Below are 24,167 nucleotides of genomic sequence, written 5' to 3'. Positions count from 1 at the left end.
AAACAAAAAAAAGCCCCGGGGTTAGCGGGGCTTTTTCTCTTAGCAAGAGTAAGTTGTGAGGAATTCGTATGGGTGAGGGCGACCTTCCCATGGCCAAATTTCTGTTTCAAACTTATAGTGTTGGTAAGTTTGTAAGAAGTTTTCAGTGAAAACATCTCCTTGTTTGAAAATTGCTCTTTGAGCAAGCATCTCTTCCATTGCTTCACGAAGTGTGTGAGGCATTTGGCGGATTCCTTTTTCACGGATTTCATCCAAAGAAAGCTCAAAAAGATCTTCTTCACGTGCAGGACCTGGATCAATCTTTTCAGACACACCAGCCATACCAGCCATAAGTAAGGAAGCAAACGCCAAATATGGGTTAGCTGTCGAATCTGGGAATCGGAATTCCACACGTTTCGCTTTTTCACCGCTTACAAATGGAATACGGCAAGAAGCAGAACGGTTTTGTGCAGAGTATGCTAAAATTGATGGTGCTTCAAATCCTGGGATAAGTCGTTTGTAAGAGTTAGTGGATGCATTTGTAAACGCAGCACATGCTCTTGCATATTTTAAGACTCCACCAACAAAGTTGAAAGCGAAGTCAGACAATCCTTGGTATTTGTCTCCAGCAAAAAGGTTTTTTCCACCTTTCCAAAGAGAGATGTGAACGTGCATACCGTTACCATTATCACCAAAAAGTGGTTTTGGCATAAAAGTAGCAGTTTTTCCGTGTTTATGAGCTACCATCTTTACGATGTATTTTAGTTTTTGAACATTGTCAGCAGCTTCAATGAGTGTTCCAAATTTTACACCAATTTCCCCTTGCGCTTGCGCAACTTCGTGGTGAACCACAAACGTCTCCATTCCAATGGCTTCTAATGTTTTTACAAATTCGGCACGAAGGTCTACTTGCGAGTCAATTGGAGCCACTGGGAAGTAACCACCTTTGGTTCCAGGGCGGTGTCCTGAGTTGAAGTTGATTTTTCCAGCATTTGGACTTCCAGGAATTTCAGAGTGTGTGTTCCAGATTCCTTCGTTTGAATCCAATTCGTAGTATTGGCAGTTGATTTCATCACGTACTCTTAAGCTATCAAAAACGAAAAATTCATTTTCTGGTCCGAAGTAAGCAGTGTCTGCCACTCCAGATTTATTCATGAACTCGAGAGCTTTTTTTGCAATCGATCTTGGGCATTTTTCATAGTATTGATTTTTGTAAATGTCCCATACATCGCAGAACATAACAAGTGTTTTGTCCGCAGTGAACGGATCTAAGAATGCCGTTGAAATTTCGGGATGTAATTGCATATCGGAAGCATTGATTGGCTGCCAACGAGCAATCGAAGATCCATCAAAAGGAATTCCTTTGAATGTATCTTCATCTACGGAATTCACATAATACGATACGTGGTGCCACATTCCTTTGATATCCGTAAATCGGAAGTCGTAGAAAAGGACTCCATTTTTTTTGGCATACTCAACCACTTCTTTTCCAGAAGTAAATTTTGGGGTTGCGAACTGCATTTGATTCTCCTTCGTTCAGAGGTCGGTCTGATTGTTGTAATCTGTTACCATTTTAAATGCAAGATTTATACCAAGGCATTTCGACCGAAATATAAGGGTTTCGTGGAGTTTCTAAGCAATTTGTTTCGAAAACAGTGCCTTGATCCTGCGCGAAATGCTGGTTTAAAAGGATAAATGCCTTAATTATAGGCAAATAACACTCAATCTAAGCCGCCATCAATTCCTTGTATGGTAGAAAAAGGCTTCACTTTGGTCAATGGAATCCGGATTTTTTTTAACAAAATTTGGAAAATTCTAAATTCACTGTCATTTATGTTTTTTTTGTGGCAATCATCCCGATCCCAGAAACTGTAGAAGACGATGAGCTCTCGAAAACCTGATTTTGGCCGTTACCAGCACTTGGAGAGCTTCATCCATTTGTCCAAGGACGCCATTTGGTGTTATGAATTGGACATTCCCATGCCCATTTCTCTATCGAAAGAAGAACAAATGGAGTATATCTGGAACCATTCCGTGGTCAAAGAATGCAATTTGGCCATGGTCAAACTCTATGGATTCAATCATATTGAAGAAGTGAGTGGGAAATACTTAAAAGAGATTGTGACTCTGGAAAGTGTTTATTTGCTTCGTTTGTTCATTCAAAATTCCTACCAATTGGAAGATTTGGAATACACACAAAAATCGGGAATTGTTCCCAGAGTGTTTCTCATCAATTCCCATGGCCAAGTTGTGGATGGGCACCTCATTCGGATTTGGGGCCAACAAACTGAAATCTCGAATATCCGAGAGTCAGAATCAAAACTCACTGGCCTGTTGCAGTTTTCCCAAATTGTCACCGAAATTTCGAAGATGTTCGTTCACACGAAGGCAGAATTTGTTTCGGATGCCATCCAATATTCTTTGGAGGAACTAGGTAAGTATTCGAAAGCAGATCGCGTGTTTGTTGCTGAAATTTCTTCAGACAAACAATTTTTGTCCGTAAGCCACGAATGGTTATTCAGTGGTGTACCTTCTTTGTTTGGTGTCGGGACAAAACTCCCCATTGCAAAAATGAATCCAGAACGATTGGGTGTTCTTGCAGGTGATGGTGTTATTTTTATTCCCGATACAAGAGCTCTAAGTGACGAACCATGGCATTTACAGCTGTTCCAATCCGCAGAAGTGAGATCCATACTTGTGATTGGACTTCGTGATGAAGGGAATCTAATTGGGATTATTGGAGTCACCACCTATCAAAATTTAGGTGATTGGACCGATGAAACAAAACAAATGTTGGGTCTTGTGGCGGGTTTTGTCTCGCAAGGTTTGGTTCGTGCCAAAAACGAAATCAAACTGATGAAAAAAGAAAAAATCCTACAAAGGTTTTATTCGGATGTCAAAGAGGATTTGGCGCTTGCAAAACTCACACAAGAAGCTTGGGTGGCAAAAGATTTTGGAACCATCCCTAATTTAAAAATTGAATCTCGATTTTTACCTTACGATGAGATTGGGGGAGATTTGATTTTATATGAAAAACCAAAACCTGATTGTATTGATATTTTTTTTGGAGATATCTCGGGGCATGGAATCTCATCTGCTTTAGTGTCAGGCATTGCCGCTGTATCGTTTAAAAAACATTCCCACCAAGAAGATTCACCAGCAAAAATCTTGGAGGCCATGCACGAGGAATTAAAATCCATTATCTTCAAACACCATGTATCTGCGTGTGTACTTAGAATTTTTCCTTTAGAACGTAGGATCGAATTTAGTTTTGCCGGCCATCCACCAATCGTGTTTTGGAACCACAACGATCGAGTGATGAAATTTGTAAAAGATGAAATGTATCCCATTTTGCTTCTCGATGATTGGAAGGGAAAAAACATCTCAAAAACATTTATTCCGGGAGATCGGTTATTATTGTATTCTGATGGGATTTATGAATTGGAAGAGGAAACGGGTGGTTATATCGGTCTCGATGTCTTTTTACAAGAGTTAACGGAAATGATATCAGTATCCGATGACACAAATAGTCTAATTAAAAAGATGATTGCCAATTGCCTTGTTGAAAAGGAACGAATCATCCACGATGATATCGCTGTGTTGTTTTTGGAATTTTAATTCGAACGATCGATTAGATCGAGTGCTTTCGCATCTGCTTCGGGATACTTTGCCAAATACTCAGAAACAATTTTCTTTTTCCCATCCAATCGATCCAAATGAGTTTCAATGATATGGCCAAAGTCTAGTTTCCCTGTGACGATTTCGTAACGTTCTGTTTCAATGGTTCCGAGATCCAAATCCACTGGCACTTCGTTTGCTTTGTCTGCATAGTCTTTTGCTTTCTCCCAATAGGGGATTGCTTCTTTATAAAAACTTTCTGCCACTCCAAAACTTTCTTTTAACTCATGGGCAAAGTCGAGGTTGTAAAAATAGACATGTCGTTTGTCAAATTTGGAAGCAAGTCGCATATAGGAACGCATGATTTGGATATTGATATGCATAAACATCAAATTTCGATATTTATAGTATTCTTGTTCCGTTTTAGTCTCACATAATGCGTGTTTGGGGTGGCGAAATCGTTTTCCAAGAGAGATTTTCAGCCAGTAGATATTTTTACGAAGTTCGTTATCGTTATAATGTTGTTTTAAATTGTACAATTCATAAAAATCTTCCAGATATTTGGGTTCCCATTTGTGTAATTTATAGGGTACCCAATCAGAAAATTTGGTATACGGGCCATTTTTCTCGTATTCGTAATTGTAATCGATGTCGGTTTCCCAAGCACCGAGGGAAAAGGAAAACAAGGACAATAGGAGGCAAATGGTGACAAAAAATCCTTGTTTCATTAGGATGAATATCGGTGGATTTTCTTTTTTCCATAAGAAGGAAGTCGGTTATTTCAGAGGTTCCACCTCGGCCTTCCACTGGTAACCAACACCTCTCACATTTCGTATGGACTCCTCTCCGAGGGCATCTCGCAAACGGACAATGGCATTGTCGATCGTTCGTTCCGTCGGAAAACTGTCTTCCCCGACAATCACATCCAAAATCTCAGACCGGCTAAACACTTTGTTGGGATCACTGAGAAGTAAGGCGAGAAGGGAGCAGTCTCGTTTGGAGAGAAGTGTGCTTGTGCCATCTCCCCGTTTCACAAGGAAGGAATCCAAATGGATTTCTTTTGTATCCATTTTCCATTTTTGGCCGAAATGGGGCCTTTTAAGAGAAACCACACGTTCCAAACGAATGAGAAATTCTTTCAAATGGAAGGGTTTAGGGATAAATTCTGCGGCTCCGAGTTCAAACCCTCGAAGGCGTTCCTGTGCACCCGCTTGGGCTGTTAAAAATAAAAAAGGAAGGTCCTTTTCTTTTTTCACCATCATCTCGGCCAAATCAAATCCATTTCCGTCTGGCAGTCGTAAGTCGAGAACGACCAAATCGAATTGTCCTGGTGCATAAAGGGTTTCCGTTTCCGAAACTGTTTTTGCCCATTTTACACGGTATTTGTCTTGTTCTAATCGTTCTTTTAAGGTTTCGCCAAGGCCTTCATCATCTTCTACCAGTAAGATTCTTGGTTTCATACGACCTCGTTTAAACAAAGTTTTACTTGGAATCCGTTTGGGCTGTCCGGAAATTCGATTTTGCCTTTCATCTTTTCGATTAATTTTTTTACAATGTACAGGCCAATCCCACTTCCACTGGTTTTAGAATGGCGAAGAAAAGGTTGTGTGAGAAATTGTTTTTTTCCAAAAAAACCGGAACCATTGTCTTCCAGTAAAAAACAAATTCGATTCCCCTCTTGTGAGATCACAAGTTTGATGAGGTTTGCTTTTCCATGGCGTCTCGCATTATCGGTTAGATTTTTTAACATAGCAAAAAATGCTTTTTTATCTAGGTGAACTTTTTTGGTTACGGGTAAGTTTAGTTCCCAAATCAGATCAGGTTCATGATGAGAATATGATTCCTGTAATTCCTGTAAGGTGAGAGTTTCTAAATAAAGTGCTTCTCCTTGCATGAGACTCGCAAGGTAAAAAGCATTCCCCATTTGGGATTCTATCCTTTGGTTTTCTTTCCAAATTTTTGTGAGTTTTCGTTTGAGATCTTGATTTTCTGTATCTTCCAGTAATACTTCGATTTGCAGCTGTAAGCTGGCGATCGGAGTTTTCATTTCATGTGTGACGGTGGAAAAAAAATCAGCTATGAGTTTAGAACGTTTGTGGTCTCTGTAGGATAAAACAGCAAGTGTCACGCCACCCAGTGTTAACATGGAAAGGAAAAAAGATCCTTCCAATTGTAACATCCGATTGACTCGGTTTAGTTCCAATTGTCTCTCGGCGCTAATCGAAATCTCCGAAATGGTTTTTGCTTGGCGAAACCCTAAAATCCACCACCAGACTCCGAGTGACAGAGTGAGGGAGAGCCATGCCAGGGAAAAAAACATACGAAATTGTGCAGATCCTCTCAATTTGGCCTCTGAAAACAAGATAAGGGTGAGGGGAAAGACGACGAGCAAAAAAAGATGTTGTCACCTTGGCCCAACCCGAGAATTTATTTTTAAGGAGAACAACTTTGAACTTCGACGAAATCTCGAAACATCTTGGAAACGACGCGGAATCCCTCCTTGGATTCAAATCACCAAAAATAGCAAAAGAACTCATTCACGTACCTGGTGGCGACTGGGTAGACCGAATTTTTGCACCTTCAGACAGGTCCATTCCTGTTCTCAGAAGCATTCAAACTTTACTTGGCCATGGCCGACTTGGTGGAACTGGATATGTATCCATTCTTCCGGTAGACCAAGGAATCGAACACTCCGCAGGAGCTTCGTTTGCCAAAAACCCAATTTACTTTGATGGCGAAAATATCATCAAACTCGCAATGGAAGGTGGTTGTAACGGTGTTGCGACAACGTTAGGTGTGCTTGGATCTGTAGCTCGTAAGTATGCTCACAAAATTCCTTTCATTTTAAAAATTAATCACAACGAACTTCTCACTTACCCAAACAAAAGTGAACAAATTTTGTTTGCGACTGTAAAACAAGCGCATGACCAAGGTTGTGTGGCGATTGGGGCAACCATTTACTTCGGATCGGCAGATGCAGGTCGTGAAATCGTTGAGATTTCAAAAGTGTTCCAAATGGCACATGAACTGGGAATGGCAACCATCCTTTGGTGTTACATCCGTAACAATGCGTTCAAAAAAGACAAAGATTACCATGTGTCTGCTGACCTTACCGGGCAAGCAAACCATTTAGGAGTAACCATCCAAGCGGATATCATCAAACAAAAGTTACCTGAGAACAACGGTGGATACAATGTTTTAAACCAAGAGTCATCTTACGGTAAAACAGACAAACGTATTTACTCTGATCTTACTTCTGAACACCCAATTGACCTCACTCGTTACCAAGTAGCAAATTGTTACATGGGAAGAGCGGGACTCATCAACTCTGGTGGAGCTTCCGGTGAAAACGATTTACAAGAAGCTTTAAAAACAGCAGTGATCAATAAACGTGCTGGTGGTATGGGACTAATCTCTGGAAGAAAAGCGTTCCAAAAACCAATGAAAGAGGGTGTGTCACTACTTCACGCCATCCAAGACGTATATCTTTCTAAAGAAATCACTGTTGCTTAATGTTGTAAGGCATTGAGTTCTTTGATTTCGATCAAACAAAGAAGGGCAGGGGTACTTGTATCTCTGTCCTCTATTGTTTCTAGGCATTCATTTGAATGTGGAGACATTTATAGTTTATATCCACTTTGTGACTGGGCAAAGGACATTGGATTTAGTATCATCCAATTATTACCACTCAATGATACTGGAAATGGTTATTCCCCTTATAGTGCCATTTCTGCTTTCGCAATTGATCCATTATACATTTCTTTATACAAACTAGGTTTACCTTACAAATCCCGTAAAAATCAAATTGTAACCTTACAAAACAATCCCACTCGAGTTCGTAATTTAAAAATAAAATACCTAAGAGAATTTTATCTCCAACATCAAAAAGAAGCTATGAAAGATGCGCTTAACTTTTTGGAAAAACAACCTTGGTGTTATTCCTATGTTTCGTTTCGGGTATTGTATGAAACATTTGAAGGTAAAAATTGGTGGGAATGGCCAAAAGAATTTCAAGATCCTTACAATGCAAAAGACAAAGTGTTTACAGAACAAAGAGAAGAAGCATTATTTTGGGTTTATTTACAAAAAATCGCCTTTGATCAGTTAAATGCCGTCAAACTTCACTTAGAGGACAATGAAATTTTTTTAAAGGGTGATATGCCGATTCTAACAGCTCGTAATTCCTGTGATGTTTGGGAACACCCTGAAAACTTTATCTTGGATTTACAAGCAGGTGCACCACCTGATCATTTTTCACAAACGGGACAAACCTGGGGTTTTCCTGTTCTCAACTGGGACGTTTTACAAAAAAGCCATTATAGTTGGTGGAAAGAACGATTATTGTATTTAGAAAATTTTTTCCATTTGTACCGCATTGACCATGTGATTGGTATGTATCGCATTTGGGCCATTCCCAAAGAACACGAAACTGCATTAAAGGGATGGTTTCACCCTCAATTCGGAATTGAAACTAGTGAATTTTTAAACGTAGGAATTGATCCCAAATTCATTGAATCCATTGGACTCATCCATGAATTCAAACCCAATCATTATATTTTTTATTGGGACTTTTGGAAAGAAGTTAGTTACCAGTCACTCCCTGAGGAAACCAAAGCTAAATTATTTCCCTTGTCTGAACTTCATATCAACGCAGAAGAAAAACATTGGAGAAAAGCAGGGGAAGAGATCTTAGAAATTTTTGAATCCTTTTCTTCTATGGTACCATGTGCCGAGGATCTGGGTTCCGTTCCAACATTTATCCGAGAATCCTTGTTTGAGCGTCAGATGATTGGAATCGATGTGGTACGTTGGACCAAATCCTTTACAACGGGGGATTACATCGAAGAAGACCACTACCGCGAAAATGCAATTTCTGTATTGTCAACACATGACACAAGTTTGGTGATGGATTGGTGGAATCGGGAAGGGGATTTAGAGCACAAAGTTCAATTTTTCTTTGACCGTTTGGGTAAACCAAGACCTGAATCAGAAGACCAAATCTTAGAAGGTTTACTCGATTTTGTGTTCCAAACCAAAAGTTTGTTTAGCATCCAGCTCTTTCAGGATTTGGCCCTCGGCGTTACCGATGTGTTACAGAATCCAGAAAAACACAGAATCAATTTGCCTGGCACTCCTGACCATTCCAATTGGACCTACCGATTTCCCATCCTCATCGAAGATTTTGCGGATGACTTTACACGCAATTTTACGTTACGCAAACTCGTTCATTCTTCCGGAAGAAATTAGAATTTTTTTAAATTTTGACAGAATCGTTCAAGTGGATTCTCATTTTGTTTGGTAAAGTAGAACCCTAGTTTGGAGGTTCCCTTTGAGATTTGCAAAAGAAATGGCATTTTATTCTGCCTACCATCAAGAAAAACGAAATGTTTGGATTCACGTTTTAGGAGTACCAATGATTTCGTTTACTCTTTTCGTTGTACTCAGTCGATTTTCCTTATTTGAATACAATGGTTTTTCTGTCACTGCATCTCTCCTGTTTACCTTAGGAGTTTTAGGATATTATTATACCTTGGATGTGTTTTTTGCATTTATCGCTACATTACTGTTTGGTGGATTATTTCTGACTGCTGAATGGATCACAGTGCAATTACCATCTCAAACCGCTTGGAGCATTTTTGGATTAGGACAAGTGATTGGTTGGGGATCTCAGTTTTATGGACATTTTGTTTTTGAAAAAAGTAGACCAGCTCTCTTTGATAATTTGTTCCAAGCTCTTGTGTCTGCTCCGCTATTTGTTGTCGCGGATGTCGTATTTGAATTAGGATACCGTTCCGATTTAAAAAAAGCAGTAGAAGATGAGTTAAAACAAAAAGGAGTTTGGAAAGACTTTTCTGTTCACAAACCTGCCTAACAAACACCAGTTTCCCCTCACGGTAAGGGAACTGGATTGATATCACAAAAACAAACCTGGTGTAAATGAGACCCTCCGAGAAATAAGGAGGGTTTTACACCAAACATCTTTTTAAATGTGCGAGACAAATGGGCTTGGTCACTAAAACCAGCAGCATGCGAAGCAGTTGTTAGGTTCTCGCCACTTTGCAAAAGCCTCGCTGCAATATGTAATCGTTGCCACAAGAGGTATTGTCTGAGTGGGATTCCCATATTTTCTTTAAACAAATGCATAAACCGATCTTTGGATATTCCTGTTTCTTTCGATAGTTCTGCTAAATGAATGGGACTTGGCAGAGTGGCTTTGATTATTTGGATGGCCATGTCGATCCGCGGATCTGCTTTTACGTCTGACTTGTTTGAACCCAACACTTCTAAAATTTGGTCATACAGTGCACGTGCAGAGTGACATGTGAGAGCACTCGTAAAGAGTGGATCGGCGATGGAGCGTATCAATTGGATGGTGGATGAGTTTAGGATTTGGTAAGGATCCTTTCTTCCCAAAGTTTGGTATTCAGCGGATTTGGGATCCAATTGAATCACAAGAATTTCGGTATGGCCTGCTTCCAAACGATGGAAAAAATTGGGAGGGATGATGATCCCCTCGGTTTGGATGGACGTGTTTTCTTTTGTCACCAAGTGAAATGGAGTATCCATGGATATGAGGATGGAGACTGCATAATGGGAATGGGATTCGGTCACAAGGCCTTGTGTGCCAAGGAGAATCCGCTCTCCAAAATAAAAAAGACTTCCCTTTCTACTTTTATCCATATACTAAAAAAATCTTTCATAAACATTTCATAAAGACTCGGAATTGGCAAGGATTATCGAATGAAACAATGGATTTTGGTTTTTCTATTTTGTATTGGTAGTGGGTTGCTTTTTGCCAAAGAGAAAGGAGAATTCCTTTCGGAATGGAATCAAGTCCAACCTAAGTATTCAGTTGTTTCCAATGGATCCACGATTGGATTTCCCGAATCTGAATCTGTAGAATTATTTGAATCCTTATTGCAGATTGAAAACAGTTTGTACTTTCAAACAAAATCCAAAGACAAACAAGTTTCGATTTATGAATTCGAACTGCTTACAGGGAAGTGGAATGTAAAACCTTGGGACAAAGGAAAGGTTTTGGGTTGGACCGAATGTAAGGGCCAAATCTTCATCCAAACCAAAACGTTGTTATATGCGATAGAAAAAGGGACTTGGAATGTCCAAAAGGAAATTCCCATTCCCGCTAAATCTTCCAGTTGGAGAGACATCGTTTGTTCGGAAAACCAACTCTATCGATTGGAGAAAGACCAATTGGAAGTTTTGGATTTAGATTCACTGGAAACAAAACCTAGTTTACCTTTACCAATGAAATCTGTGCAAAGGATCGTCAAACGAAAAGAAGGTGAGATCCTTCTTTACTCTTCTTTTTCTGGGAATACCATCCAGTTGTATTCCTTACCTAACCAAACAAAATTAAAGGAATGGAAAATTCCAACCAATCACCGAGCTCTTTTTAAATTCACAGTATTAGAACCAGATCGCGTTTTGGTATTTGATCCAATCACAAAGATTTATGGAGAATGGATTCTCTTTGATGATCAGTTTTTCTCCGTAAACGATGGAATCGAAACACTTAGTGATGCAAAGGCAGTACGATTTTCTCCCATCCGTTCTCGTCTTTCCTATCAAATAGAACTTCTCGCGAAAGAAACAATCCCAGAAACAAATATCCATGTTGTTTTACCGAAAAAAGATACCTATGGCCAAACCTTACGAGAAGAAACATTTTATTCTCCCAGTCAGTTTGGTTTGGATGAAACGGGAAATCGAACCTTAACGATTTCCATTCCCGCTATGAAAGAAGGAGAAACAAAACGACTCACTGTTTATCAGGGAAATCTCACTCGTTACAAAATCCATTGGAAACTGTCACCAGAACTTGTCATTAACAGGGAAAAAGCGGAGTTGCAGTTTCCAAACGAAATGTTAGATGGTTGGTTTTTAAAAATCGACGATCCAATGGTCGTGTCCAAACGAACTGAACTTTTCCAAGACAAAACCTCAGTGAAAGAGATTTTAACGGAAACATCCAAATATGTTTCCTCCATTCCTTATAAGTCAGGGAAATTTGAAGCTGCTCCGAAAGTCATTGAAAAAAATAATGGAGGTTGTACCGAACATTCCTATGTCACCATGTCTTTGTTACGTGGGATAGGAATGCCAACAAGACTTGTATGGAATTATTTGCCAACCGAGTCTTCTGATACGATGCATTTGAATCATAAATATGTAGAAGTTTGGGTAGATGGGTATGGTTGGATGCCAATGGAACCACTGGCACCTCCGCGTTCCAAACCAGGTGTGACCTATGCAAGGCATTTGGTGTTTGCGGTGCTTCCCACACCCAACCATCCTAAAATTTTAGGAGGGGATCGTCTCTTCCAACTGACCAAGGAAAGTTGGGTTCACAGGAATTCTCTGCAAATGAAACTCAAGATTTTAAAAGAGGAAGGGGAAGAGGGGAAAGAAGAGGACGAGGAATACCAACCGAGTCAAAAACAGAACCGTTCCATTTTGTCTGGAGAAGACCTCATCGTCCCCTAACGTCAGCTAGGGGATTTTGCAGTTTTTTTTTACTTTCTTAAAACAAAGTTTTCCCCGTTTTTTGGGCCTGACTTACGAATGAAAAGGCGTTTTTCGACGCTGACACCGAGTATCACTTGGTAGATGTCAGTGAGGATTGGTCTGGAAGAATAATAGCCATGGCCAAGGCCACCAACACCAAGCACTGGGTCATCTACTTCATTCACATTGATGACATCCACACCGGAATACTTAAAACACATACCTGCCCTTGGTGCCCCATTTACTTTTTGGGATGCGATGAGAGCATTGTCTCCAGGGGAACAATACAAGGTGATTCGATCGGCTGATTTTTTTAAGTCACTTAAGATGAGTTCAAATTCGTTTTTATCAAAATCAGGAGCATTCAAAATCAATTCTTGTAGGAATTTTGATTTTCCTGATTTCGAGAGAGAAGCAAGGGAAGGTAATACAACTTGGTGACCCATACTGTGTACGACTAAGTGAATCTTTTTTCCAAGTGAGGTGATCCCATTTAAAAAATTCGCAAAAGGTTCTCTGTTGATTTTTGCTTCTGTAAAGTTTAAATCATAAGTAGATTTTACCATCACTTGGCCAAGGAGTCCTGAATCCGCGCCAGCAGGCCAAGAATATACAATCACTTCCCCTGGGAATTTTAGATCATATTTGATTTGTCCGGCTCGAAGAACTGCCTCATCAAAGTTGACATTAAACCCATGCACAAATACCAAAACTTCTTCACTTGCAGAAGATTTAATTTTTGATAAAAATTCTTTGTCTTCGGTATTCACTCGGCCTTTGAATTGGAAAAAAGAATGTTTGTCTTGAGAATTGTCTTGTGAAATATCACCTATGATATGTTTTGCGGGCACGTTTACGATACAAATTCCGTAATGTGGATTGATATCGGTGATAAAACCAAAACTGTTTCCTTCACATTTGTCTTTGGCACCCATTTCCCTGCGGGTTGTGACAAAATGAACATTTAAGTTTTTTGTTTCATCAAATGGATCGAGAATCCGTTTGTTGATTTGTTCTCCAATTTTGGGAGTACAGGAAACAAATCCGTTTAGGAATACAATCAAGAGTAAGATGAAAAATGAGAATCTCTTACTCAAGTTTTGGAAGGAAACTTGAGAACGGAAAAAATGAAATCGGTTTTGCATGTAGTTTGAATCTTTTTTTGAAAACTGGTTTTTGTGAGTAATTGTTCGTTTCATTTGTATGAAAATCCTTTGATGAGTTTTGTGGGATTGATGTTTTTTCCGTCTTTGATGACTTCAAAGTGTAAATGAGGTCCAAAACAATATCCAGTACATCCCGAACGAGAGATCACTTTGCCTGCACTCACGTAATCTCCTTCTTTGACAAAGAGTTTGGAATTGTGTGCATAAAGTGTTTGGTAGTTATCATCGTGAGATAAAATGATGGCGTTTCCATATCCACCCATCCAACCAGAGAAGGTGACTTTCCCTTTCCTTGCTGCATAAACGGATTCGTAATTGGCACGTAGGTCAAGGGCCATATGGAATTTGTATTGAGGATAAGAACGAGTTCCCCAGCCAGATGTGATGACTCTCGAAGCCACAGGGATTCTCCAAACTGGTCCTGTTTCTGGAATTACAGCCCCAGGTAAAAATACCTTTTGACCTGACTTAAATAAATCATAATCTTCTAATTGGTTTTCTGCATAAATATCATCGATTTTGACTTTGTAGTAGTCAGCTACCTTGGCTAAAGTATCCCCTTTTTTCAGTTTGTACATTAAACCTTGTTTGTTGGGGATGTTCAGGATTTGACCTGCAATGAGTGACACTTCTGGATTAATTCCAGAGCTACCCGCGATAGATTCAACGGATACTTTAAACCTACGGGCAATGTCCGATAAGGTTTCATTTTTTTTCACTTTGTATTGAGTGACTTTTAGTTTTTTGTTTTTGTTGTCTGCGAGTTTGTCGAGTTCCGCAGAACGTAGGATGGCCATTTTTTTATCTTCGGTTTCTTGTAAGTATTTGGCATCGGCAAGTTTTGCTTCTTTGTCTTTGGTATCGTTTTCTTCTACCTCAGTGGACATACTGAGGAATTCTTTTTCCATTAGAGTTTCTTCGTAAGTTTGTTTGTCTACGATGATGGAAAGTAAAAACGCGAATAAAAAAGAAAACCCGAGAAGGGGTAAAATCCGATACCGTTTGCGATTGAGATCGATTGTGCCGTGGAGGACACTGGATTGTGATTGGAGGTTATAAAAATACTTACCTGGGGAAACTTGGATTACGTTTATGTTTCCCCAACGTAACACATGCTTGCCGATCGTAGACTTTTCAGGCGAACGAAGTAGCATGTGTTAAATGGAGTTTAGGTTAGTCCTTTGAATCTAAAGATTTGATTCCGCCAAAAGATTCTTCTACAATTTTGCGAACGTCTTTTTTCTGTCCGCCTGTGATTGTGATGTTTCCTTTTGCTACGACACCTTTTTGAAGTTCTAAGTAAGGGGCAGTGATGTCACCTAACATACGACCTGTTCCTTCTAGTTTTACTTCGTTTTCAGCTTTGATGTTACCAATGAGGGTTCCGGAGACAATGACTTCTCTTGCACTGATATTGGTTTTGACCTTTCCAGTCTCTCCGATGACGAGTGCGTCTTCTGTTTTGATATCACCTTCGAATTTTCCATCGATTCTAAGTGAACCTGCGATATAAAATTTACCTTCAAATATCGACCCTGGTCCGATAACGCTGTTGATGGAATCCTTACCTATTGCCATTCCTGCTCCTTTTCCCCTTCTGTGAGAATCAAAATTTTCGGTCTTTCTGACAAGCCTTTTTAGTAATCAATTTCCTCATCTCCGCTAAAGACCGACTTTTTTCGTTTCGGTGGCTTCGTTTGGATGGGTTTTTTCTCTACTTTCGTGTCTGGTTTTTTCTTCTCGATCGTATTTTGCGTCGATTGTGGTTGTGGTTTTGACTCCACCACATTCCAAGCCGAACCGTGGTCGTTACAAACGTCTTTCGGAACGGTTTGTGGGATGAAGTATTCTTCGAGAAGGTCATGGCACTGGCCGCCAGGAAGTTTTCCAGACATACGGCAGACAGTGCGTTTTGTGACTTTGACCTCAGAGAGCCATGGAAATTCTTTGGCTGGCTCTTTTTCGAGGGCACGAGCCATAAACCGACCCCAAACAGGGGCAGAAAGTCTCCCTCCCGTCATCCCACGACCAAGAGAAATCGTTCCCACATCATAACCAAACCAGACAGAGGTGACAAGTTCTGGTGTGTATCCGACAAACCAAGCATCTCGAAAATTGTTGGTGGTTCCCGTTTTTCCATAGGCCTTTCTGTTTAACCCATAGGAAAGTACACCACGTCCAGTTCCTTCTTCCACCACATCCTTCATCATGGAAGTGATGAGAAAAGCAGCCTCTTTGGAGATGACTTGTTTTCGTTCCACATCTTCGTAGTCTTTTCGAAAGTCTTTAATGACATTGCCAGAGTTGTCTTCTACATATAATACGGAGATCGGGTTTACTGTTTTTCCCCCAGAAGCGAGGGCAGCATAGGCGCGAGTGAGTTCATACGGTGTCAGTTCAAACGATCCAAGGGAAACACTGAAATTATAAGGAATGTCTCTTCCTGGTAATTGTAACAAACCACGAAGGCTTTCCATTAAATGGGAAAGTCCTACTTGTTCAAGGACTCGCACTGCCACTGAGTTTTTCGATTGTTCCAGAGCTTTTCGTAATAAAATAAATCCTGAGTATTCGCTACTATAATTTTCAGGAGCCCACTCATCTCCATCTTCCATCAGGTATTGTAAAGGAGAGTCGGCAAAGAGTGTAGCAGGTGTTACATTTTTCTCAGGGTCTGGGTTTTTGCCAGAATAGTCCATTGCGGCTGCATATAAAATTGGTTTAAAAGCAGATCCTGGTTGGCGAAAGGCTTGGAACGGCCGGATTTGTTGGTTGTCGGAGCGAAATCCAGATCCACCCACAAGGGCTGTGATGTAACCTGTTTCGGGTCTAATTGCGATGAGCGAACCTTCAACGGGTAAAAGATGGTCTTTTGTATTTTGTGAGTTATAGTTTTTCTCAATTGTGTCCCCGAGATAGTCATCACCTGTCAGTAAATTGAGAGCATAAAATTCATCTCGCATATCTTCTTGGTAGGCAGAAGAAAACGTACGTTCTGTTCGCGAAATTTTAAATTTAAACTCAGGTAAGTCATACAAATCAGCGATGAGTGAATACCCACTTCCATACAAATCATCAAAAGCATCAATATTTCGAAACGCACGTTGGTTGGATTCCAGTGTTTGTTTTTGTAGTGCGGGTAGTAGGGCTTTTTCCGCTTCTTCTTGGTGACGGATTTGGATGGTGGAATAAATTTTGAGACCACCATTGTACAAACGGCTCGATCCAATGGAACGGATTAGATTTTTACGGATGTATTCTGTAACATAGGGAAAACGGTTTAACCTGTCTGAAAACGCAGAATCATTCGGAGAACGATTTAGATTTGTGTAATATTCTTCTAAAGCCGCATATTCTTTTTCAGCATCGGCAACAGTCATTCTGCCATTTTCCACTAACTTACGAAAGACGACCCTAACCTTGTTCATACTCGAAACAGGGTTTACGATGGGACTAAATTGTGTAGGTCTAGTGGTAAGGCTTGCAAGGATGGCAGCTTCTCCCCAAGTTACATCTTGTACTTCTTTTCGGAAGTAAAACCGAGAGGCTGCTCCCACACCGATAGTTCCATGTCCAAGAGGGATTTCGTTTAAATACACTTCTAAGATTTTATCTTTGGGATAAACAAGTTCGAGTAAAACGGCAAGCCAAGCTTCCCGTGCTTTTCTTGCGATGGATCGTTCGATGGATAAAAACTTAAGCCTTGCGACTTGTTGTGTGATGGTGGAGGCACCTTCTTTCACGCGACCCGCCATGATGTTCACCACAAAAGCACGAGCAATCCCTTTTAGATCTATCCCATTGTGGGAATAAAAGGAATTATCTTCCGTGGATAAAAAACATTGGATCACTTTGTGACGGTTGTCAGTGGAGTAGTTTGTGGTTTCGGCTTTTAGTTCTTCCAGTTTGACAGGAATCCGAGAGAATTTATAATACTCGGCAATGGGTTCGTATTCGCCTTTGTCATTTAGCCCGTATAAGGTGGAAGGGATATCATAAACCGCAGCTTCCCCTAAACGAAAGAAGTCTTTGACCGAACCAGTGAGTAAAAAAACGTTCAAAACTCCAAACAAAAAGATGGCTATGGATGTGTTTCGAAATTTTTTATCTCCCGTCCAAATGCGTTCCGTGACAATGCGAAACCAAATAATAAAATACTTTTCGAAGAGCCCAACGGGTTCTTGTTTCATATATTTCCCTTTTTCAAATTCCCACTAAACCAGTGGGGAAAATTCCTTCATGTGATCAATGCCGTGGTAACGAAGGCCAGTATCTAAATTATAACCACCAAGTGAATCCAGAATCTTGGAACGGCTCTCCGGTGAAAAACTATATTCATAAGCTCTCGTTAAAATTTCCTTACAAGCTTGGCTTGCTTGGTTGAGTAGTTCGATAAACGAATCATTGAATTTACGATTGGGATCTGCTGGATAAAACCATTCCCGTTTTTCATCATTCATGATTTTGGGATTAATCGCCTCAAGAGTTGGTAACATCAGAACGGATGCATTATAACGATGAAAGGTAAGTGTATCCACTACACTCACAAGCCCTCGCATCAGAGCACTTCTCGAATCTAGAGTGGATGTGAAACGGTAAAACCCAAGATAGGATTCATTTAAGATGTCCCCTGGGATGATTTTTTTTTCTGAGCCGATGTAGTTGGATTGGAATTCTTTAGGAAAGGTTTCCTTTAAAGATTGTAACCAAAAGTTCCAGAGAACTGGGTCCATTTTGTTTTTGATCCCAACGGTTCTGTGTCGGATGTCGATGTATTGTGGAAAGTCATACTCTCTTGCACTCATTCCCCAACGGTGGTTGATGAGAAGGGTATCCAAACCAAACTCCACTTTCATATGGTTTACTTGGGCTTGGTAAGAGATCTTCTTATCGTTGTTATAGTAATCACCAGAGATATAAAAGATATAAGGATGGGTTTGGATGTCTACCACACAGTGACAAATATAACCCAAAGTGAAGGCAAGAAACCTGTCTCTATACAAACCCATTTCGGTATCATATACTTGGTTTAGAAAACTCAAAATCAGTTCGGCTACTTGATGATGGTGAGCAAGGTCTCCAAAAAACGCTGCTTTTTTGGTTCGTTTGGGTTGTAAGACATGATAGAAATAAAAGATATCGGGGGCAACGGCACCTAAATTGGCATAGGGAGCCACATCAGGTCTTGCGAGTAAATTGGCAATTTTCCTTTGAGTGGCATTGCCGTGTTCCAAGTGTTTTTTCACTTGGGAGAGTGCTTCGATATGTGTGATCTTTCCTGCCATTTTCTACTTTTTTGACTTTATGGATTGGAACCTATTGAAAGGTTTATCTTAAATCCTATGACATCAATCGAAAAACTAAAGTTTTTGAAAGAAGACCAAGTGCGAGCTTTGGCAAACGAATTTGGCACCCCACTCTTTGTCTATTCTGAGACGGCAATTGAACAAAAATGTGACGAAGCTTTGGCATTCCCCAATGCCTTTGGTTTACAAGTCCGTTATGCCATGAAGGCAAATCCCAATTCCAATATTTTACAAATCATGAAGAAAAAGGGGATTCTCATCGATGCCTCTTCCGAACACGAAGTGAAACGTGCCCTCCATTTTGGGTTTGCACCAGAATCCATCATGCTCACTTCCCAAGAATTTCCAAGGGCATTTACAGAACTCATTGGAAAGGGAGTGAAGTTCAATGCTTGTTCCCTTCGTCAGTTGGAACTGTTTGGCCAATCCTTCCCTGGAAAATCCGTATCCATTCGCTTTAACCCAGGTCTCGGATCAGGCCATACCAAAAAAACCGATGTGGGTGGAGTTACTTCTTCTTTTGGGATCTGGCATGAAAAATTGCCGGAAGTAAAAGCGATAGTCAACAAATACAACCTCACTGTTGAAAAAGTCCACACACACATTGGATCGGGAAGTGACCCTGAAGTATGGAAGGCTGTGGCCAAATACACTTTAGAATATGCAGAAAGTTTTCCAACGGTCACTGTTGTGAGCCTTGGTGGTGGATACAAAGTAGGTCGTATGGAAGATGAAAAATCGACCGACTTACAAAAGATAGGTGCTCCTGTCAAAATCCAATTCCAAGAATTTGCCGAAAAACACGGAAGAAATCTCATTTTAGAAATTGAACCAGGAACTTACCTCATCGCTCTTTGCGGTGCACTTCTCACTACAGTGGATGACAAAGTGGATACGGGAAAACATGGATTTGAATTTATCAAATTAGACACGGGGATGGATTCCAACACAAGGCCTTCCCTCTACGGAGCCCGTCACCCTCTCGTCACTGTGAAAAAAGATGGTGTTTTACCAAAGTCTAACAAAGAGTATGTGGTTGTTGGTCACTGTTGTGAATCGGGAGACGTGTTTACCCAAAAAGAAGGTGGTGAACCCATCACAAGGCTTATGGGAGAAGCGGAAATCGGTGACTACGTGGTGATGGAAGCGGTGGGAGCCTATTGTTCCAGTATGTCCACAAAGAACTACAATAGTTTTCCCGAAACCGCAGAGGTATTACTTCGGAAAGACGGAACTGCAAAACTCATTCGTAAAAAGGAACCAGTCCTCGAGATCTTTCGGAACGAAATCTTAGTGGTGGAATGAACCAACTGTTTGCGATTCTCCTAGCTGGAGGAACGGGAAGCCGAATGGGAACGGATGTCCCCAAACAATTTTTAAAACTAAGGGGGGAATCCCTCCTTCGGCATTCGGTGAAACGCTTTCGTCGTTTTGGACTTCTCAAATCCATTACTGTTGTCTCGCATCCCGATTGGATTTTAGAAACAGAAAAGGAACTGGAAGATTTACTAGAACCTAACGACCGCATTGTGGAAGGTGGGGAGACAAGACATCTCTCTACCTTGGAGGGACTTCGTTCAGTTCCTTATGATGAAAAGGATATTTTTTTCATCCATGATGTGGCTCGTCCCAATTTCAAACAAAACGAACTCTACCAACTCGTGGAACAAACCAAAATTTTTGGAGCAGCTTCTCTTGTTTGTCCCGTTACGGAAAGCCTTGTGCGAGTGAAACTCCACCAAAACTATTCAAGCGAACCTTTAAAACGGGAAGAAGTCTACGCAGTAAAAACTCCACAGTCCGTGGCTGGTTTTATGTTAAAAGAATTATTGGCAATCCCACTTGCAGTAAATCCCAAACTTCATCCCACAGACCTCTGCACATGGATGGGTGAGAGAAGGGTGGGAATTGTGGAAACTAACTTTCAGAATATCAAAGTGACAAGTCCAGGGGACTTGGCTCTTGCCGAGTCAGTATACACCCTCGACTGAATTCTTAGATTTACCTACCGTGGAATAATTTGAACCTTTGTTTCCAAATCCAAACACGGAATAGGTTTTTGTTTTCGATCGAATCAATTTGGATTCCAAATCCTCTTGGTTTTCCATATTTACCTTGTGGGTTAGACCACCTAACAAGACCAGCTACGGAAATCTCTCCCGATCGAGTTTGGATTTTCACACGACAAGGATCTCCAGAGGATAAAACCGTTTCTGATTCAATATAAAGTCCTTCTAAGGATACATTGAGCAGTGTGCCTTGGTTGGTTTGGTTGTCTGATTTCAAAAACTGAACTGGATTCGAAACAGGATAACGAGGAGCAAAAACACGGTGTAAAAACGATTCATAAATCTGTTTTTCTTCTTTCTGGGCCAGAAGGAATAATAATTGTACACCAGCAATTTCGGTTCCATCAGGTTCGACGTCGATACGCACCACTTTTCCTTGTACGGAGATGGCTGCAGGTTCCCTGTTTTCCTTTTCTAATTTGAGGAGTAAATTGATCGGGTCACCGGGTTTTAAAAAATGATGTTTGGTGAGAGGGAGTAACACTCCATTTTTGGAGATATTGATCGTAAGACCATCTCCTTCTCTTTCTCCGTCGGCATTGGTCCAATGAAAAGGGATGGGATGTGTTTCCCTATACTTAGAACGCCAACCTCGTCTTGCGGAACTGAGGTAGGGTGCTGCAATCTCTCTTCTTAAAAAATAAAAAGCTATGGCAAGTAAAACGGTCGTGATCGCCATATTCCAAACGATGTCAGTGGTTTTGATGCGAATGCCCGCTAGGAAAAATTTTTTCCCTAGAGAAACGGATAATACCATCCAAATATTATAAGTGAGGATGAGGAAGGTGAAACATAAAAAGAGATAATAACCAAACTTCTTTTTGGTGATGAGGCCATACGCGATGATGGCACTTAAAAAAGAAAAGACATACTGCCATGGTTGGATCCTCGTTAGGATCATTTCGACATGGTTGAAATCCAAATCATACAAAGAAGCAATTGCAAAAAAGACAACAAAAGGAACGGCAAAAAAACCAAGTGTTACAATTAAGACAGGGATGGGGTAGTTGAAGAACCGAAATGTCACCCGAAAATCAAACTTCTTTTTTAACCTTTAGTCAACTTATTTTTGAAAGTTCTTTTCGGGAAACAATAGAACTTGGTTCTCTGGATTCACGTCGGTTCTGTTTCCTCTTGGGGAGATTCTTGTGTGTTCTCCTCAGATTTGGGGACAGATTCAGTGTTTGCCACTTCATCGTCTTTTGCATGGATCTCGTTGATTAGTATATGCAATAGTTTTTGTTTTTCTGAGATCATGTCTTCTACGGCTGTTAGGCGGTTGATGATACTATGCAAAATCACGGAAAGAAACCCAGGGCTTTCTTTCCCCATTCCTAAAAAGATATCTTTGGTGATGATTCCTACCTTTGTATCTTCTGATGCCGCCACAATGGTTGCCGCTCTGGGGGAAGGGAAAACCAAAGCCATTTCACCAAAAAATTCTCCAGGTTTGATATCTCGCACATACTGGTCTTCTCCAGATGCTTTTCGTTTGAATACTTGTAAGTTCCCTGAAAAAACAAAATACATTTTTCCATTACACTCTTCGCCTTCTGAAAACACTTTGGTTCCTTGGGCAAAATGGTCGATCCGAACTTCTGTGATGTATTTGCGGATATGGTCTACATTCATTTGGTTTCGTCCTTTTGGATTTCTTCTACCATTTTATCCAGTTCTGCAAGTCTCGCTTCTGCTCGATGGAGTTTTTCTACAGTGCTTTTTGTGAGTTGGAATAAAAAATGAGTATTGATTTTTGCCAATTTTTCAAATTGATCATGGCGTAAGATTCCCACACGAGCATTGGCAGAAACGACACTAATGGTCATAGCTCTTGGTCTTCTTGTGATAAGGGAAAGTTCTCCGAAAAATTCACCAGGTCCTAAACCTTTGATCACTTCTTGGGTTCCGTCTGGCATACGTTTGGTGACAGCAAACATTCCACTCATGATACAATACATACTGCCATCATGGGGATCACCTTCTTTGAAAATCACATCTCCTCGCAGATACACTTGCGTCGAGATATTTTGCATAAATTCAAGTATGTTCATCGGACTTATCCTATTGGTATCTGACATTCGTATAAAATTCCAAAACAAAGGCAAGTGAATCATAAAATCTCACTAGACAGAATTCCCTAGTACAAAAACCTGCTTATACAACCACAATGCGGGCGTGGCGAAATTGGCAGACGCACCAGATTTAGGTTCTGGCGCCGTGAGGCGTGGGGGTTCAAGTCCCTCCGCCCGCAAAACACAACTCTCATCTTTTTCCAAACATTCCAAACCATCACCAAACCCGGAGGGGCTTGAACAGTGACACGACCAGAAACTGTGACGACCCATAGAGAGTCATAGTTTCTGTAAGTTTGCCAGGAAGGCAAACGTCGAGCGGAGCCGTGCCTCGAAGCGTAGCAAACACACGAAGTGTTTGCAGCGGAGAGGTCAAGTCCCGAAGCAAGACCTGATGAAAAAGAGATCATTCTCTTAATCCGAAACAAACCAATCCTTGCAAACAATCACTCCACATAAATTTCAAATGAATCAAACCAGTCAGCGACTCATAGGGAGCAATCATTTCCGACAAACATGTTTGTACGGCAAACTTCTAAAACCAAAGGAAACATTGGATGTTTTCTGAAGATTATATTTATAGGAAATTCATCGAAAATCTCGTTCACCAATCTTTCTTAAAAATGATTCGCCAAACTATAGTTTCCCATGATAGGTTTGCACTATGAAGATATTGGCTACTATCGCTTTATTTGTCTTACTGATCCTGCCATTAACAACAAAAGAAAAATCTCTAAAACGAATGTACGTCTCCGCAAAAGATGTGGTCATCAAGGAAACACCAGATTTAGAAGCAGAAGAAGTTGGATCCTTAGAATTAGGAGATTATCCTTTGGTTGTTTCTTATGTTTCTCACAAAGGAAAAGCTAAATAGAAACAACAAGAATGGGTGAAAATTGAATACGAAACCACAGGTTACATCCTTCTTTCACAACTCTCGGAGGAACCTCCATTTTTACTCGACCAAACGGAACTGAATGAAGTCGCAGAATACAATTTCAAACGATTTACCTCTTTATTTGAACATTACAGCACAAGGGTTCCTTCTGAGGGATTGGATGCTTTTGAAACGGAAACCTACCAAAAACTGATCAAAGACTTACAGAAATTTAGTAAACTGCCTATCCTAAAAACCAAAAATTTGGAAGGTGCTTTTAAAACTTGGTTTCTCCAAAACAACAAACAGATTGAAAGTCGTTTGGATCGCGGAGATTGTACTTTCCAATATGAAGAAGTGGCTAATGCGGACAAGGGATGCACGGATTATAAAATTAGTTTGATTGTTGCACTCAAGTCAAAAACAAACGGAAGCGAAAGAGCTTTAGTCGAAAGTTTTGGTGACCAATATTGTATCACTGCGTATCAAAATGGCAACGATACTTGTGGTCGTTCTAAAGTTGGTTATTCCATCTACCAATCTTTACGTTGAAA

General features: G+C 40.5%; 22 protein-coding genes and 1 tRNA gene. 10 read left to right on the top strand and 13 right to left on the bottom strand.

Annotated elements, in window-relative coordinates; genetic code table 11:
- Positions 1–39 precede the first annotated feature (39 nt).
- Complete coding sequence (gene glnA / locus EHQ59_RS14920) at positions 40–1,500, bottom strand: type I glutamate--ammonia ligase (RefSeq protein WP_135620430.1); 1,461 nt, start codon at positions 1,498–1,500, stop codon at positions 40–42.
- 360 nt (positions 1,501–1,860) lie between these two features.
- On the opposite strand from glnA, the gene EHQ59_RS14915 reads away from it, so the two are divergent.
- Positions 1,861–3,597, top strand: coding sequence for a PP2C family protein-serine/threonine phosphatase (locus EHQ59_RS14915; protein ID WP_135620429.1), 1,737 nt, complete (start codon positions 1,861–1,863; stop codon positions 3,595–3,597).
- On the opposite strand, the gene EHQ59_RS14910 is transcribed toward EHQ59_RS14915, so the two are convergent.
- Genes EHQ59_RS14910 through EHQ59_RS14900 form a run of 3 tightly spaced genes read right to left on the bottom strand, consistent with a single transcriptional unit; the run spans position 3,594 to position 5,917 of the window.
- On the bottom strand, positions 3,594–4,325 hold the full coding sequence (locus tag EHQ59_RS14910) for a hypothetical protein (RefSeq protein WP_135620428.1): 732 nt from the start codon (positions 4,323–4,325) through the stop codon (positions 3,594–3,596). The genes EHQ59_RS14915 and EHQ59_RS14910 overlap by 4 nt on opposite strands.
- Before the next feature lie 48 nt (positions 4,326–4,373).
- Positions 4,374–5,057 (bottom strand): response regulator transcription factor, encoded by a 684-nt coding sequence (locus EHQ59_RS14905; RefSeq protein WP_135620427.1) that lies wholly within the window; start codon positions 5,055–5,057, stop codon positions 4,374–4,376.
- Positions 5,054–5,917, bottom strand: coding sequence for a sensor histidine kinase (locus tag EHQ59_RS14900; RefSeq protein ID WP_135620426.1), 864 nt, complete (start codon positions 5,915–5,917; stop codon positions 5,054–5,056). Before EHQ59_RS14900 ends, EHQ59_RS14905 begins: the two co-directional genes overlap by 4 nt.
- Before the next feature lie 128 nt (positions 5,918–6,045).
- On the opposite strand from EHQ59_RS14900, the gene EHQ59_RS14895 reads away from it, so the two are divergent.
- The 3 genes from EHQ59_RS14895 to EHQ59_RS14885 all read left to right on the top strand — a co-directional run bounded on the left by EHQ59_RS14895 (position 6,046) and on the right by EHQ59_RS14885 (position 9,469).
- Positions 6,046–7,110 carry a class I fructose-bisphosphate aldolase gene (locus EHQ59_RS14895; protein WP_135620425.1) on the top strand — a complete coding sequence of 355 codons (1,065 nt, stop codon included), beginning with the start codon at positions 6,046–6,048 and terminating at the stop codon, positions 7,108–7,110.
- Between the two features lie 12 nt (positions 7,111–7,122).
- A complete protein-coding gene (locus tag EHQ59_RS14890; protein ID WP_135620424.1) occupies positions 7,123–8,844 on the top strand; it encodes a 4-alpha-glucanotransferase in 1,722 nt (573 codons plus the stop codon).
- Positions 8,845–8,926: 82 nt separating this feature from the next.
- Positions 8,927–9,469: an Mpo1 family 2-hydroxy fatty acid dioxygenase gene (locus EHQ59_RS14885; RefSeq protein WP_135620423.1), complete on the top strand. Its 543-nt coding sequence runs from the start codon at positions 8,927–8,929 to the stop codon at positions 9,467–9,469.
- A 17-nt stretch (positions 9,470–9,486) separates the two neighbouring features.
- Here the strand turns inward: EHQ59_RS14885 and EHQ59_RS14880 are convergent, their stop codons facing one another.
- Entirely contained in the window at positions 9,487–10,278 is a 792-nt protein-coding gene (locus EHQ59_RS14880; protein WP_135620422.1) for a helix-turn-helix transcriptional regulator, read from the bottom strand.
- Positions 10,279–10,338: 60 nt separating this feature from the next.
- On the opposite strand from EHQ59_RS14880, the gene EHQ59_RS14875 reads away from it, so the two are divergent.
- Entirely contained in the window at positions 10,339–12,102 is a 1,764-nt protein-coding gene (locus tag EHQ59_RS14875) for a transglutaminase-like domain-containing protein (protein ID WP_135620421.1), read from the top strand.
- A gap of 29 nt (positions 12,103–12,131) precedes the next feature.
- Here the strand turns inward: EHQ59_RS14875 and EHQ59_RS14870 are convergent, their stop codons facing one another.
- The 5 genes from EHQ59_RS14870 to EHQ59_RS14850 are packed head-to-tail and all read right to left on the bottom strand — an operon-like array spanning position 12,132 to position 18,574.
- Entirely contained in the window at positions 12,132–13,268 is a 1,137-nt protein-coding gene (locus EHQ59_RS14870; protein WP_244245575.1) for an alpha/beta hydrolase, read from the bottom strand.
- Between the two features lie 50 nt (positions 13,269–13,318).
- Complete coding sequence (locus EHQ59_RS14865) at positions 13,319–14,443, bottom strand: peptidoglycan DD-metalloendopeptidase family protein (RefSeq protein WP_425270157.1); 1,125 nt, start codon at positions 14,441–14,443, stop codon at positions 13,319–13,321.
- A 19-nt stretch (positions 14,444–14,462) separates the two neighbouring features.
- Positions 14,463–14,867, bottom strand: coding sequence for a bactofilin family protein (locus tag EHQ59_RS14860; protein ID WP_012388418.1), 405 nt, complete (start codon positions 14,865–14,867; stop codon positions 14,463–14,465).
- 59 nt (positions 14,868–14,926) lie between these two features.
- Positions 14,927–17,479: a penicillin-binding protein 1A gene (locus tag EHQ59_RS14855; RefSeq protein ID WP_135620420.1), complete on the bottom strand. Its 2,553-nt coding sequence runs from the start codon at positions 17,477–17,479 to the stop codon at positions 14,927–14,929.
- A gap of 24 nt (positions 17,480–17,503) precedes the next feature.
- Positions 17,504–18,574, bottom strand: coding sequence for a zinc dependent phospholipase C family protein (locus tag EHQ59_RS14850; protein ID WP_135620419.1), 1,071 nt, complete (start codon positions 18,572–18,574; stop codon positions 17,504–17,506).
- A gap of 57 nt (positions 18,575–18,631) precedes the next feature.
- Between EHQ59_RS14850 and EHQ59_RS14845 the strand changes: the two genes are divergently transcribed.
- Both EHQ59_RS14845 and EHQ59_RS14840 read left to right on the top strand, forming a co-directional pair.
- Positions 18,632–19,900, top strand: coding sequence for a diaminopimelate decarboxylase (locus tag EHQ59_RS14845; protein WP_135620665.1), 1,269 nt, complete (start codon positions 18,632–18,634; stop codon positions 19,898–19,900).
- Complete coding sequence (locus tag EHQ59_RS14840; protein ID WP_135620418.1) at positions 19,897–20,586, top strand: IspD/TarI family cytidylyltransferase; 690 nt, start codon at positions 19,897–19,899, stop codon at positions 20,584–20,586. The genes EHQ59_RS14845 and EHQ59_RS14840 overlap by 4 nt, the downstream gene beginning before the upstream one ends.
- 10 nt (positions 20,587–20,596) lie before the next feature.
- Here EHQ59_RS14840 and EHQ59_RS14835 read toward each other — a convergent pair whose 3' ends face one another.
- The 3 genes from EHQ59_RS14835 to EHQ59_RS14825 all read right to left on the bottom strand — a co-directional run bounded on the left by EHQ59_RS14835 (position 20,597) and on the right by EHQ59_RS14825 (position 22,715).
- A complete protein-coding gene (locus EHQ59_RS14835) occupies positions 20,597–21,691 on the bottom strand; it encodes a PilZ domain-containing protein (protein ID WP_135620417.1) in 1,095 nt (364 codons plus the stop codon).
- 86 nt (positions 21,692–21,777) lie between these two features.
- Entirely contained in the window at positions 21,778–22,296 is a 519-nt protein-coding gene (locus EHQ59_RS14830) for a Crp/Fnr family transcriptional regulator (protein ID WP_135620416.1), read from the bottom strand.
- On the bottom strand, positions 22,293–22,715 hold the full coding sequence (locus tag EHQ59_RS14825; protein WP_135620415.1) for a Crp/Fnr family transcriptional regulator: 423 nt from the start codon (positions 22,713–22,715) through the stop codon (positions 22,293–22,295). The genes EHQ59_RS14830 and EHQ59_RS14825 overlap by 4 nt, the downstream gene beginning before the upstream one ends.
- A gap of 118 nt (positions 22,716–22,833) precedes the next feature.
- Between EHQ59_RS14825 and EHQ59_RS14820 the strand changes: the two genes are divergently transcribed.
- The 3 genes from EHQ59_RS14820 (at position 22,834) to EHQ59_RS14810 (ending at position 24,165) form a co-directional block, all read left to right on the top strand.
- Positions 22,834–22,915, top strand: a tRNA-Leu gene (locus EHQ59_RS14820).
- 485 nt (positions 22,916–23,400) lie between these two features.
- On the top strand, positions 23,401–23,610 hold the full coding sequence (locus tag EHQ59_RS14815; protein ID WP_135620414.1) for a hypothetical protein: 210 nt from the start codon (positions 23,401–23,403) through the stop codon (positions 23,608–23,610).
- A gap of 15 nt (positions 23,611–23,625) precedes the next feature.
- Entirely contained in the window at positions 23,626–24,165 is a 540-nt protein-coding gene (locus EHQ59_RS14810; protein WP_135620413.1) for a hypothetical protein, read from the top strand.
- Positions 24,166–24,167 lie beyond the last annotated feature (2 nt).

The sequence above is a fragment of the Leptospira kemamanensis genome (assembly GCF_004769665.1).
In the GTDB taxonomy this organism is placed as follows: Bacteria; Spirochaetota; Leptospiria; order Leptospirales; family Leptospiraceae; genus Leptospira_A; species Leptospira_A kemamanensis.
This window is presented reverse-complemented; position numbering and strand designations above follow the sequence as displayed.